The 12791-nt window shown below is 37.6% G+C and carries 10 protein-coding genes; 4 read left to right on the forward strand and 6 right to left on the reverse strand.

Annotated features, from left to right (window positions below; all coding sequences use genetic code 11):
* Positions 1-433 precede the first annotated feature (433 nt).
* Both QZ574_RS04780 and QZ574_RS04785 read right to left on the reverse strand, forming a co-directional pair.
* The gene (locus QZ574_RS04780; RefSeq protein WP_297087339.1) at positions 434-1171 is read right to left on the reverse strand and encodes a hypothetical protein; all 738 of its coding nucleotides are present in this window, start codon (positions 1169-1171) and stop codon (positions 434-436) included.
* Positions 1172-1381: 210 nt separating this feature from the next.
* The gene (locus QZ574_RS04785) at positions 1382-2401 is read right to left on the reverse strand and encodes a kelch repeat-containing protein (RefSeq protein ID WP_297087341.1); all 1020 of its coding nucleotides are present in this window, start codon (positions 2399-2401) and stop codon (positions 1382-1384) included.
* 281 nt (positions 2402-2682) lie between these two features.
* Between QZ574_RS04785 and QZ574_RS04790 the strand changes: the two genes are divergently transcribed.
* Both QZ574_RS04790 and QZ574_RS04795 read left to right on the forward strand, forming a co-directional pair.
* On the forward strand, positions 2683-4011 hold the full coding sequence (locus QZ574_RS04790; protein ID WP_297087343.1) for a DUF4270 family protein: 1329 nt from the start codon (positions 2683-2685) through the stop codon (positions 4009-4011).
* Between the two features lie 24 nt (positions 4012-4035).
* The gene (locus tag QZ574_RS04795; RefSeq protein WP_297087345.1) at positions 4036-5289 is read left to right on the forward strand and encodes a hypothetical protein; all 1254 of its coding nucleotides are present in this window, start codon (positions 4036-4038) and stop codon (positions 5287-5289) included.
* A 109-nt stretch (positions 5290-5398) separates the two neighbouring features.
* Here the strand turns inward: QZ574_RS04795 and QZ574_RS04800 are convergent, their stop codons facing one another.
* The 4 genes from QZ574_RS04800 to QZ574_RS04815 form a co-directional block, all read right to left on the reverse strand.
* The gene (locus QZ574_RS04800) at positions 5399-6124 is read right to left on the reverse strand and encodes a LytTR family DNA-binding domain-containing protein (RefSeq protein WP_297087347.1); all 726 of its coding nucleotides are present in this window, start codon (positions 6122-6124) and stop codon (positions 5399-5401) included.
* A gap of 319 nt (positions 6125-6443) precedes the next feature.
* Complete coding sequence (locus QZ574_RS04805) at positions 6444-9095, reverse strand: TonB-dependent receptor plug domain-containing protein (RefSeq protein WP_297087349.1); 2652 nt, start codon at positions 9093-9095, stop codon at positions 6444-6446.
* Positions 9052-9924, reverse strand: a complete 873-nt coding sequence (locus QZ574_RS04810; RefSeq protein ID WP_297087352.1) for a FecR family protein — start codon at positions 9922-9924, stop codon at positions 9052-9054. The genes QZ574_RS04805 and QZ574_RS04810 overlap by 44 nt, the downstream gene beginning before the upstream one ends.
* Before the next feature lie 4 nt (positions 9925-9928).
* The gene (locus QZ574_RS04815; protein WP_297087354.1) at positions 9929-10429 is read right to left on the reverse strand and encodes a sigma-70 family RNA polymerase sigma factor; all 501 of its coding nucleotides are present in this window, start codon (positions 10427-10429) and stop codon (positions 9929-9931) included.
* A 460-nt stretch (positions 10430-10889) separates the two neighbouring features.
* Between QZ574_RS04815 and QZ574_RS04820 the strand changes: the two genes are divergently transcribed.
* Both QZ574_RS04820 and galU read left to right on the forward strand, forming a co-directional pair.
* Positions 10890-11891 carry a hypothetical protein gene (locus QZ574_RS04820; RefSeq protein ID WP_297087356.1) on the forward strand — a complete coding sequence of 334 codons (1002 nt, stop codon included), beginning with the start codon at positions 10890-10892 and terminating at the stop codon, positions 11889-11891.
* 3 nt (positions 11892-11894) lie between these two features.
* A complete protein-coding gene (galU, locus tag QZ574_RS04825) occupies positions 11895-12764 on the forward strand; it encodes a UTP--glucose-1-phosphate uridylyltransferase GalU (RefSeq protein ID WP_297087358.1) in 870 nt (289 codons plus the stop codon).
* The last annotated feature ends 27 nt before the right edge of the window (positions 12765-12791 follow it).

The following is a 12791-nucleotide window of genomic DNA, read 5'->3' on the forward strand; positions in this document are numbered from 1 at the left end:
ATGTACTGCAAAATTAAATTATCGTGCCTTAAGATTCCTTTCAGGATTTGCGCATCCGTATAATTTATCATCTTCTAGTATATTATTCGTTTATTGGTCAAAAGGTAACCCTTTATTTAAAATTATTCTATTCACAAATTAACAACCGTCCACTTTGCACTTGTGTAATTTAGCTAATTGCCAAGCTGTTACAAGAATTGCTAAAGATAGAAATTAAATTAAAAAAATAAGAAAACTTTCGGATTTATTGTTGCGAAAAGGGTATAAACAAAAAGGACAGGTTCAACAACCTATCCTTTTCTCATTAAACTAACTAACCTAACTAAACCTAAACTTATGAAAATAAACGTAGCACAAAGATAAATGCTTATTGTAAACACAACAACAAAAAGATGTTAAACAGTGTTAAACGTTTTCACTATTAACATTTTCTTTACTGGGCCACAAAAGTATATTGAATGGTACCTGTTTGTGGTTCTGGAGAAGATTCATCAGCATTAAACAGTGTACGTGAAGCTGCTTCTTTTGCATAAGCAAAAATCTGTTTATCCCTGATATTGGTGTTAGCTCGAGGGATGGCTTCAATAACTCTTCCCTGGCGATTTACAACAATTTCAACAGTTACAGTACCTCCGCCCTGGCTTAAATATACGGGCACAGGCAAACTAATATGATATCTGTTCTCAAGGAAGTATACGATATTACTCTCGCCAGCATAAATAACATTTTTTATTGAATCACGATCCATGCCTTCGGTTGTTTCTACAGGCATTTTGATATCGCTTAGGTCGATAATTTCCTTAGCAAGATTTTTATTAACATCCGAAACTAACCTTTTGGCTGCTTCCAGTTCTTCCATATAGTCTTTATCAAAAAACTCTTCGTTTGAGGTAGTAGTATTTTCAGTTGCCAACCTATTGCTTGCAATGTTGGTTCTGTCATTGGGCGTATGTGGCTGCATTTCCTGGCTATTTTCCTCTTTTGTTTCCGGTAGCTCAGGTTCCTCTGGCTCATTCAAAAGCTCAGGAAATTCGATTAAAATGGACTCTTCCTGCACATTTCCTTTTATGTCGACATCGGCCAGCAAAAAAGCAGAAAACAACAGAATATGAAATACCAGTGTACCTATTACACCATAAATATTTCTTTTATATAGTTCTTGCAACCTCATTTGCCACAAAAATATAAAATTAGGAATGATTAATCCGTTATTCTTATTAAGAATAAAACATTGTTTATCACATTAGAATTAACAAAAATAGAGGTTTGGATAGAATCAATAAGCGGTACGAGACCTCAATAACTTTTGAACATAAAAAAAGCGCCTTTACAAGCGCTTTTTATTCACAAGAAATATAACTAACTGTCCGTTCAGACACTATTAATTATCCTCATCATACTCTTTCTCAGGATCAAATTCCCAGATGTCATCAAAATAATAGGTGGAACTTCGGCCTGTGGTAATAAATCCATACGAGCCAAGGGCAAAACCAACAGCCTCGGTACGAGTAGTTCCTTCAAATGATGTTTTTTCGGCCCACAAATCTTGCTGCGGATCGTACTCCCAAATATTACTAATCATTGACCCCGTGCTTCCGGTGGCTATATATCCATATCCATTCAAAGTGAAACCAACTCCGTTTATCCGTGCTATTGACGTATATTCATCATCGTAGCTGTTATCGTCGTCGTCATCAGATATGGCTCTTTTTTCGGTCCAGTAACCAGTTGAAGGATCGTACTCCCACAAATCGTCTTCATACACACCATTATCAAGTCCTGACAATACGTACGCTTTTCCATCGATAACAAAACATGCGGCATCTCTTCTTTTAGACCCACCAATACTTATTATTTGCTCCCAGGTATCAGTTTCTGGTGTATAAGCATAAAAGTCTTTCAGGTAATTACCATCATACCCGGTACCGATGTAACCTTTTCCATCTACCGAAAAACCAACAGCACCATAACGGGCGCTTCCCATAAAATCAGTTTTTTGTGTCCAGGTATCGGTGATGGGATTATACTGCCAAAAATCATTCAACTCATCTTCGCCATCATAACCGGTTCCTACATAGCCGTAACCATTGATTGAAAAGGCCACTGCCCCATTCCTGGCTTCTCCCGGGAAAGTTGCAATTTTTTGCCAGTAGTTGTTTTCGAGGTCGTACTTCCAAAAATCATTTAAACGATCATCTCCATCATAACCTAAGCCAATATATGCCACATCGTTTATTACAAAACTTACGGCATCGCTTCGCGGCACACCATCAAAATCCGACATTTCCCACCAGTCACCATCTGTAATTTCATCATCATCATCATCGTCGGAACACGACACAAAAGTTGCCAATACTATAAATAAAAGGTATACCAGAATGCTTTTCTCTGTCTTCATCATGACTATTAAATTATTTTAATTGTTTAACTCGGTAAGGCAAACCTAAGCCTGTTTGAAGTGATAAAAAAGGAATTTGGACTAGACCTGAAAAAGTATAGATGAATCGATGTTTTTTATCGTTCATCCCGAAATATATCGTGATACGACGGCAAACTAGCGTTAAAAAGTTCTAAAAGAAGCATCTTTTGCCGAATCGTCTGTAACATCGGGCAATTGGTATATATTCTTTTAGCATACAACATTTCTTTTCTTCATTTGAGGCTGAAAACAGAAATTACAAAATGAGAAACAAAGTTTTTATTGGTTTTTTGTGTTGTTTATTAATTTATGCATGCCATGATGAGGAATCGTTAATGGTTTCGTTAGGCGATAATTATATCAACAACCAAACAAATGTTGCCTTAATCGATACAATCAGTGTTCAACTATCAACCGTAAAGATAGATTCAATTCCAACCTCTGAAAGCGAATATTTGCTTTGCGGCTCGTATACCGATTCCGACTTTGGCAACGTGGCTGCTACCGCCTATGCGCAAATAGGAATGCCAACAGCAGAGATAGATGATGATGAGATTTTCGATTCTATTGTTGTATGCATGCATTACAGCGGAATGTCGTATGGAGACACTCTGTTACCACAAACAATTCAGGCACATCGTGTTATTGATGATATTGAACCAAGCGACGACTATGATGCCGAACCCTATCTGTATAATACAACAGATAAGAGGTATAACCTCCTCCCACTTGGATCGATAACTATTGTACCGAAACCCAATTTTCATGATACACTTACCATACGCCTAAGCGACGAGCTCGGCCTTGAATTCCTGTCATATCTGCGCGATGAAGATGATGAATTCGATAGCACTACGGAGTTTTTAGATTATTTTAAAGGTATTGCTCTTGTTGCCGGAAATGAAAATAATTCAGTGCTTGGGTTTAACGCCGATACCTCGTTTCAGATACGGCTCTATACGCACCTGGTTGAAGCAACCAAGGTAAATAAAACCTATTCTTTTAAATATGAAAGTGCATCACTTAACCATTACAACAAAGTACTTAATAATGTAAGCGGCACTTATTTGGAACAGGCGGTAACACAACGAGAAGAAATACCTTCAGCTGAAACCAACAATTGCTCGTTCTTACAAGGAAGTTTAGGCTACACTACCCGACTCGATTTTCCGGGAATTAGTAAAATTTTTGAAGTGGAATACAAAAATATTTTGTACAAAGCCGAACTGGTGCTTAAGCCAATGCCCGGCACCTATTCGAACAACCAAGAGGAACTCCCACCGGATTTACTACTGTATTATACCGACAAAAAAAACAATGTAGTGTCTGCAGTTTCAGATGCCGATGGAAATACTTTATACGGAACAATGTATTATGATGAATTTTATAACGAATATACACAGTATGTTTTTGATATAACCGAATACATTTACGAAGAACTCAGCGATGGTTATGTCGATCCGGAAGACGGCTTGCTTGTTATGCTGCCTGAAGCAGATTACGGAGGCACCCTTGACAACCTGGTTTTTGATGGCAGATCGCTTGCCAACTATCGTCCGAAACTGAAACTATACTACGTATTTTACGAATAGCCCCATCGGCTAAAACTGAATAAAATGAGCAAAAGAAATACATTCCTTCTTATCACTTTTTTAATGCTTTTCTTAATAAGTGTATCACCACTTTTAAACGCACAAAATACCGTTTCACCATATTCGATATTTGGGCCGGGCGAAATTCAAAATGGTGGATTTGGCTCTAACCTGGGCATGGGAGGAGCAGGCATAGCTCTTGAATCAAATAATTCGTTAAACGCTCTTAACCCTGCATCATTTGCCGGAATGGATAGCCTTAAGTTAATTTTTGAGTTTGGGTTACAAGGAAAAATGTACAACATCAGTAACTCCAATCAATCGCTTTCCGGCTTTGAAGCGAACCTTGCGTATTTTGCACTTGGTTTTAAATACACATCGTGGATGGCCGGTTCTTTCGGGATGACCCCATTTAGCTCGGTAGGTTATTCAATTAACCGGGTAAACTATATCGAGGGGATGAATGAACAATACACCTCAAATTATGTGGGGAGCGGTGGCATTACACGCTTTTATTTTGCTAACGCAATAAAACTGCTCCGGAAATTGTCAATTGGCATAAACACATCCTATTTATTCGGGCCATTGGTGCAGGAAGAGTATATTACCGGATCTTCTATTGTACCTGAAATGATGATTGAAAGAAAGGATTATTTGAGAAGTTTTTATTTTGATTTTGGACTGCAATACCAGTTTAATATTGCAAGAACAGAATACTCGCTTGGCCTCACCTATGCTCCGGAACAAAGTTTAAATTCGAAACACATTGTTACAGCCTACGATAGCGATTACTCAATCATTCAAGGTGAAGAATACAACAGCGACCACCTGGTAATACCACAAATAATTGGCACAGGAATAGGAATTACCCGGGAACGGGCGAAGCTGGCCATAGATTATACTTTTCAACAATGGTCGGAGGTGGAATACCCGATACAAGCCGACCAGTTTGCCAATTCGCACCGTTTTGCAGTTGGCCTGGAGTTGACCCCCTGGGAACACAGAGCTATAAATCCGGGCTATAAAAACTGGACCTACAGAATAGGTTACAATCACGAATCGTCGTACTTAAAATTCGACAATAAAACATTGAGCAGCAACGAATTCACCATTGGTGCCGGTATTCCGCTTTACGGTGCTATTTCAAACATGGATCTATCAATTTCAGGAGGAACCTTTGGGAGCACTTCCGGACATTTTACAAAAGAACGATATCTCATGTTTAATCTCGGATTCAGTTTAAACGAAATGGCTTTTATAAAAAGAGTGATTGACTAAAACCTCGGACAACTTAACGAAGAACAGAAATTCAAACAGAGCTAACAAGCGAAGGTGCTGAAATGAAAAATCTTTCTTCAACAGAACCTGTTCTCCCAATTGACAAAAATCAAATACGTAATTCTTCCATTTTCTGATTAAAAATAGAACGATAGCTTTCGCCAATGGGGATAAATTTATCTTTAATCATTACCTGCGTTTTATTAATTGCGTTTATATGTTCCAAGCCCACAATATAAGATTTGTGCACACGTGAAAACCTTTCAGCAGGAAGATTTTGCTGCAGGCGCTTTAATGAATTAAGGGTGATAACCGGTTTACTATTTTCAGAGGTATAAATTTTTATGTAATCTTTTAAACCTTCGATATATAAAATATTGTTGAGCTTTATTAATATGGTTTTGTAATCAGTTTTCACTAAAATCGTTTTTTGGCCCATATCCTGGGTTTCATGTTCATGCGCCAGCTCCGGTCTTTTGGAATCGGAAGCTTTATGTTCGTAGGCTTTATTGGCTGTTTTTAGAAAACGATCGAAACTCAATGGTTTTAAAAGAAAATCAAGGGCGTTTATATTAAAAGCTTCTACAGCCAGCTCCGGTTGATCAGATATAAAAACAAATAAGGGCCGATTTTCGAGGCTTTTTACAAAATCAATACCCGATACTTTTGATAATGTTGTATCTACAAAAATGATATCGATTTTTTGCCGACGTAAAATCTCGTAAGCATCAAAAACCGATGAGCAATAAGATACATGGTGAAAATACGGAACAGCATTTACCATTTCGCGCAAGGGACTTTGTGTATGTGTTTTTTCTAAAATCAGACAATTCATTTGTAAGTAGTTTCCGGTTGTTTGTTTTCAATTGCTTGCTATAACTTTATTAAACGCAATTTATGAACTAATACAGCTTTACGGTAAAATACCATACCTAACAATTCTTAAGATGTATTAACAGGTGTTAAAGTTGCCTTAAGCTCCTTATTAAATTAAACAATCCGCCTTACCGGGCGGATTGTTAACCAAACTGTTTCTAGTCTTCGGCCTCTGCCTGAAAACATTTATAATACAGGTACAAGCTTTAACACCCTACCTTTTTTTCAAAAAAAATTACAGACAAAATTTTACCTCAATCCTGTAATTACAAAATATATCAAAAACTAAAATTGATAAAGAAGTTAAGTGTTATGTCCTGGGCTTTAATCGGCGTAGTTTCAATGTATTCGTTACCCTGAAAATTAAATTTGCGCACATAAACACCAAGGTAATTTTCAGTATTAAAAGCATTTAAAATTGACAGGCCGGGCTTAATATTAACTTTTTTAATATTGAAATTATAATTTGCCGAAAGATCAACGCGAAAATAATCGGGAAGACGGTTATATACTCTGCTCACATTAAAATCGGTGTCTTTTTCGCTTGTTTGAATATAGGGCTGTCCGGTTGTATAGAGCATAAGTCCTGAAAAATTCCAACAATTGTATGTCAATATATTGGTCCATTTCAGCTCGTGTGTTTGATCGTACAAAGCAGGAATATCGTTTCCGTTGTTTATCTCGTTAAAGTTACGTGTTGATTTGCTTAATGAATAGGCTATCCAGCTACTGAAGTTTGAAACCTGGTATTTTAGCAGAAAATCTATTCCAAAAGCTTCACCTGAACCTGCAATAAAACGGCTTAATGGCTGTTCTCCGGGTTCTCCCCCGGGAGCTTCTCCCGGCATACGTTCGGCAGGTGTAAATAAATACTCCTGCAATCCTTCCACTCCCTTATAATAGGCCTCAATATCAAAAAAAAGTTTTCCTAATTTTAAGCTTGATCCAAGAATAAAATGCTGGGATGAGACAACAGGATTCAGCTCGCCATCAGCCAAAATCCAAAAATCGCGGTTATAACCATAAGTTTGCTCGGTGGCAGATTTATTTAGAAACTGGTAGTATTTGCCGGTAGCCATTTTAAATAGCAATTTACTATTTAACTGGTAGTTTACAGCAAAACGGGGCTCTAAGTAAAATTTATTCGTTTCGTTATAAAAATTTACGCGCATACCCGGCTTAACAGTCCACTTATTTTTAAAGGTGATTTTATCCTGCAAAAAACCGGTAAACAGAATAGCCGATTTATCAAGCTCGCTATAAATCAAATCGTTCAATGCTGCTTTGTAATAGGTAAACCGGTTATAACGTGCTGATAATCCAAACTCCAGCTGATTGGCAGCATTAAGATAAAGTGTATTTTTTAAGGATAGGAAATAATCCTCCAACTTGTTCTCCTCATTGGTCGCCATGTTTTCCAACCGATCGTTTGGCACATTCTGAAAAGCTATTGAATCAGAAAACGTGGTGAAATTATTATACTCGTTATAATACCCCGAGTGCCCCAACTGTAATTCGGAAAAATAATTAGTCCGGTGTTGCTTTTTCCACGACAACCCGAAGCCATAATTCCCCCATTTATTGTAATCATCGGTAATAATTTCAACACCTTCTTTAGCTGATTGGTTGGAGCTGTTAAGTTGATCTTTTGCTCCATAAACACTAAACGAAATGATATTTTTATCATTGGGAGTCCAGGTAAGTTTGGTATTAAAATCGCTAAAATAAAATTCGGGTTCAATACTATTGTCGGCCCCGGGAAAACGATTTGCCTGTCCGGTTTTTTTTGCAAGAATGGCATCGGTTAACCAGCTCGAATAAACATCGGAGTAGGCACGCCTGCCTGCGGCAACCAGCGAGAGTTTATCTGTAACAGGAATTTCAGTAGTTATATTTCCGCTTATTAAATTTACACCTCCGTAAATCCGGGGTTTCGTTTTATCCCCTGTTTTCCCGGTAATTTCAACTATGCCTGATACTCTTTCGCCATACCGCGAATCGAAACCACCGCGATACACCTGAATATCTTTGATAACATTTGGATTAAGTGCAGAAAAAACACCAAAAAAATGATCGAGATTATACAGTGTAAAACCATCGAAAGTAACCAGATTCTGATCGGACGAACTGCCCCTGATATTTAACTGAGAGGAGTTTTCTTGTGCACTAATACCGGGCAAAAGCTGAAGTGTTTTGAAAACATCCGTTTCGCCATAGTTTGGTAAATCAACAAAACGTCGCGGATTTAAAGTAACATGCCCGGCTTCGGTACTCATTTCCAGCATTTCAAGGTTTTGTCCCTGTACATCAATTGTTGCAATATTTTGTAATTTCTGATACAGTTTAAAATCGTAGGAGGTTTGATTGCTATTTACTGATAAAACGGTATCAAGGCTCTGGTAACCAAGGTACCTTATTTGAAAAAAAACAGGCTCATTTTCTTTTAGTTTTAAACTGAAAACACCATCAACCGTTGCAGGTAATACCGCATTTTTTTCAGCAATATATACTGTTGCATATGGCAAACGCTCGCCCGTGGCTGCATCGGAAACGATACCCACTATGCGCATTTCTGTCGCAATTTTTTGCGTAGCGGAAAGCTTGAGTTTATAAATTAACCAGGTATTGTGCTTCAGTTCAGCACGGTAACCGGTATCTTTTAACAACCAATTTAAGATGGATGATACACTATCGTTTTTAATAGCGCCATAAATCTGGTACTGTTTTAAAGCTTCCGTATCATAAGAAACCCTGATATCGGTTTTTTTTGCAACCTGCAACAAGGCATCAGAAACAGTGGTACTATCAAACTTAAAACTAAACTGCTGAGCGGAGACCAATAACGGAAAGAAAATCGTGACTAAAAGAAGTAAAATAAAGCTTACTCTAGTTCTTTTCTGATATAATAATTTTTTGATTTTCAACTTCATACTTCAGCTCCATCGGAATACACACAACATCAAGGGCTTCCTTAAGGTTTTTGTTGGAAAAATCGATAGTTGCCTTCCTTTCGCCATTTCCTTTAAACGAAACAGAAATATCAAATTGTCTTTCCAGCTCGGCAAAAATAGTGCTCAGTTTTGTTTCCTCAAAATGAAAAATCCCTTCTTTCCAGCTTGCAGTGTTTTCTATCTTCTCTGAAGTAGACTTCATTAAAATACCATCGTTTAATTGGACCATTTCACCGGGAGTTATAATTTGTTGCTGACTGTTGCTTTTTACAAGAACTTTTCCGCGCAAACAACTTACCCAAAACACATTGTTTCGCGAATAAACATTCAGTTGGGTTCCAAGTATTTCAACACGACCCAGTTTTGTTTCAATTACAAAATCGTCACCTTTTACTACGTCGATAAATGCCTCCCCCGACAAGGTAAGGTTTCGCTCTTCGGCAAATTTTCTTCTGTTCCATTTAAGTTTTGAATCTGCATTTAAAAACACTTCACTACCATCGGGCAGGGAAATCTCTTGTTGCTCGGCATTTGCCGTTTTTATTTGTTGAGCCGACAAAATTCCTGGAACAACCCGAATTCCTAGAAGTAAAATGGCTATTGCGGCAGCTATCTGAAAATAACGGATTAAACCAATGGTTCGGGTCGGCACCTTTTCATCTGCTTCATTAATAATTTCGTTCAGAATGTTTTGCTGTGGGCGCCCTTTGGGCGTATCAAAACCACTTGCCACATTCAGAATTTTATCCTCCGAAGTCATTTTCTTGAATTCGTCGTGTGAAATCTTATTTCCGTTTTTGGCAATCATTCTCTTATAATTTGTATTCAATCGTTTTTTTCAATTCTGTTAAGGCATTTTTCATGCGTTTTTCTACGGCTTTTACACTTATCTCCAGGTTTTCGGCAATTTCCCGATAGGTAAACCCATCAATTCGGTTCATTAAAAAAACAGTTCTGTTTTTTTCACTTAACCGTCCTAGTTCCAACTGAAGCTTTGCATTAAATTCTTTAAGTTCCAACTCAAACTCGGGCGACACTTCCCACTTGTTTCTGTTGTAATTATTGGCAAACTCAAAAACTACCTGCTGATGCTCGAAACGATTCTTGCATAAATTACTGGCAATGGTATACAACAACGACCTTACGGTTTTTAATCGAATTTCACTGCGTTTCTCCCACACTTTTGTAAAAGCATCCTGCGCAATATCTTCAGCTACCTCAATGTCGCCAACCTTGTAATAAACATAGTTTTTTACGGGCTGGAACATTTCATTAAATAATGTTATAAATTCTCTTTTCTCTATACCCGGCATAGAAACAGTTTCTGTAAATCAAACTTAATTTAATCAGTTTTCATTTATAATACAGTTCTGCCAATAATAACCCTACTTTTAATAAGACACAGGTTTTTTTGGCAATTTTCGATGTAAAGATAGGAGTTCTGAAAATAGTAGAATCCGAAGAAAACAAATAACTCACTAAATGGTAAAACCCTGCATTGATTATCACGATTTAGTTTCTGGTCCGGTAGCCATGTAAAAAAACAACCCGCCTCTCCAGACGGGTTGTTACAAACTGTTTCCGTTTTTCTACCATTAAAACCTCAAAATTAACTACAACTTAAACGTTATAATCAAGCATAATACAGACAATAAATATTATACCCTACCCCCTTCCTATTATTTTTGAAAATTATGCTCAAAATTTTACAGCCAATCAACTTCTTCCTGGAAAATAAAAAAGTATTAGTTTTACATTTTAAAAATTAACTGAATGATAATCGAAACTTATTCTTATCCCAGAGCCGCTGTAATTGGGAACCCATCTGATGGTTATTTCGGAAAAACCATTGCATTTGTTTTTTCGAATTTTGTTGCCAATGTACAACTATACCAAACTCCGGAACTGGAGATAAAACCCCAGCGTTTAGATATTACCTCGTACAAAAATATGCAGGCTTTGGTTGACGATATAAACTTTGCCGGCTATTACGGAGGAATGCGCTTGCTAAAAGGGATGATTAAAGTATTTTACGAATATTGTATTACCAATAATATCCCGTTGGCCAGTAAAAATTTTACAATCCGTTATAATTCAAATATTCCATTGCGCCTTGGATTGGCAGGATCAAGTGCTATTTTATCGGCTTTTTTAAAAGCGATGTGTTTGTTTTACGAGGTTTATATTGATCCGGCAATATTTGCCAACCTTGTTTTATCTGTTGAGAATGGGGAGCTTGGTATTTCAGCGGGCTTACAAGATCGTGTTGCTCAGGCATACGAAAAACCTGTTTTTATGGACTTTGATAAAGAAACCATGCAAAAACAAGGGTATGGTAACTACCAGGTTTTAAATACCACTAAGCTTCCCAATTTCTATATCGCCTACCGGAAAAACTTGTCAGAAGGCACCGAGACCGTTCACAACAATCTAAAAGCACGATTTGAAATAGGTGAAGAAAAAGTACTTGCCGCTATGAATCGCTGGGGACAAATTACCGAAGAATTCAGAACCGCCTTAAATGAAAACAGCTACGAAAAGATGCATGAACTTATTAATGAGAATTTTGATTTACGGCGCTCGTTGATTTCCATAAGCAAAGGTAATATTGAGATGGTTGACATGGCACGCTCTACCGGTGCAAGTGCTAAATTCACCGGTTCGGGAGGAGCAATTATTGGAACTTACACCGACGAAAAAATGTTTAGTCAACTAAAAGACACATTGAACAATCATAATATTGAAGTTATAAAACCAAATATCGTTAACAATTAAAACATGGTAAAAAAAGCAGTTATTCCGGCTGCCGGATATGGTACGCGCTTTCTGCCGGCCACAAAATCGCAGCCCAAGGAAATGATCCCGATTATAGACACCCCTGTTATTCAATATGTTGTTGAAGAAGCTGTAGCAAGTGGAATCACCGATATATTAATGATTATTGGAAAAGGAAAACGGGCCATTGAAGAACATTTCGACAGAAGCCCGATACTCGAAGAATCGCTTCTAAAAAAACATAACCTGAAAATGCTCGATCAAATTCGTTCCATTTCAAATATGGCCAACATTCATTTTGTATGGCAAAAAGAAATGAATGGTTTGGGCGATGCTATTTTACATGCCAAACACCATGTTGGCAACGAACCTTTTGTTATTCTTTTAGGCGATACGCTGGTGCAAAGTGAGGATGGTCCTATTACCAAACAACTAATTGATGTGTACAACGAAAACAAAGGATCTGTAATTGCCCTGGAAGAAGTAAAACCGGAACTGGTAAGTAAATACGGTGTGGTTGATGGCGAAACCATCTCAGACAAAGTGGTTAAAGCCAAAGGCTGGATAGAAAAACCATCGGTTGAAGAAGCTCCTTCAAACCTGGCAGTGGCCAGCCGTTACCTGTTTACGCCCGAGATATTTGATTATCTTGAAAATACCGCTCCGGGCAAAAACAACGAGGTACAACTTACCGATGCCATGAAAGAAATGGTGAAAACGCACCCAATGTTTGGAATGAAATTTAATGGCAAACGTTACGACATTGGAAATAAACTTGGTTTTTTAAAAACCAACATTGAGTTTGGTTTAAAAGACCCGGAAATAGGCGAAGAAATGAAAATGTGGATTAAAGAATTTGCCAAAGGTCTGTAAATTTTTTATCCTAAGCAGGCGAAGGCC

Source organism: uncultured Draconibacterium sp., from assembly GCF_913063105.1.
Lineage (GTDB): Bacteria > Bacteroidota > Bacteroidia > Bacteroidales > Prolixibacteraceae > Draconibacterium.

Bases quoted from the DNA above. Each gene is read 5' to 3' on its own strand.
- QZ574_RS04780 (WP_297087339.1), bottom strand. From the start codon at position 1,171: ATGAGGTTGCAAGAACTATATAAAAGAAATATTTATGGTGTAATAGGT.
- QZ574_RS04785 (WP_297087341.1), bottom strand. From the start codon at position 2,401: ATGATGAAGACAGAGAAAAGCATTCTGGTATACCTTTTATTTATAGTA.
- QZ574_RS04790 (WP_297087343.1), top strand. From the start codon at position 2,683: ATGAGAAACAAAGTTTTTATTGGTTTTTTGTGTTGTTTATTAATTTAT.
- QZ574_RS04795 (WP_297087345.1), top strand. From the start codon at position 4,036: ATGAGCAAAAGAAATACATTCCTTCTTATCACTTTTTTAATGCTTTTC.
- QZ574_RS04800 (WP_297087347.1), bottom strand. From the start codon at position 6,124: ATGAATTGTCTGATTTTAGAAAAAACACATACACAAAGTCCCTTGCGC.
- QZ574_RS04805 (WP_297087349.1), bottom strand. From the start codon at position 9,095: ATGAAGTTGAAAATCAAAAAATTATTATATCAGAAAAGAACTAGAGTA.
- QZ574_RS04810 (WP_297087352.1), bottom strand. From the start codon at position 9,924: ATGATTGCCAAAAACGGAAATAAGATTTCACACGACGAATTCAAGAAA.
- QZ574_RS04815 (WP_297087354.1), bottom strand. From the start codon at position 10,429: ATGCCGGGTATAGAGAAAAGAGAATTTATAACATTATTTAATGAAATG.
- QZ574_RS04820 (WP_297087356.1), top strand. From the start codon at position 10,890: ATGATAATCGAAACTTATTCTTATCCCAGAGCCGCTGTAATTGGGAAC.
- galU (WP_297087358.1), top strand. From the start codon at position 11,895: ATGGTAAAAAAAGCAGTTATTCCGGCTGCCGGATATGGTACGCGCTTT.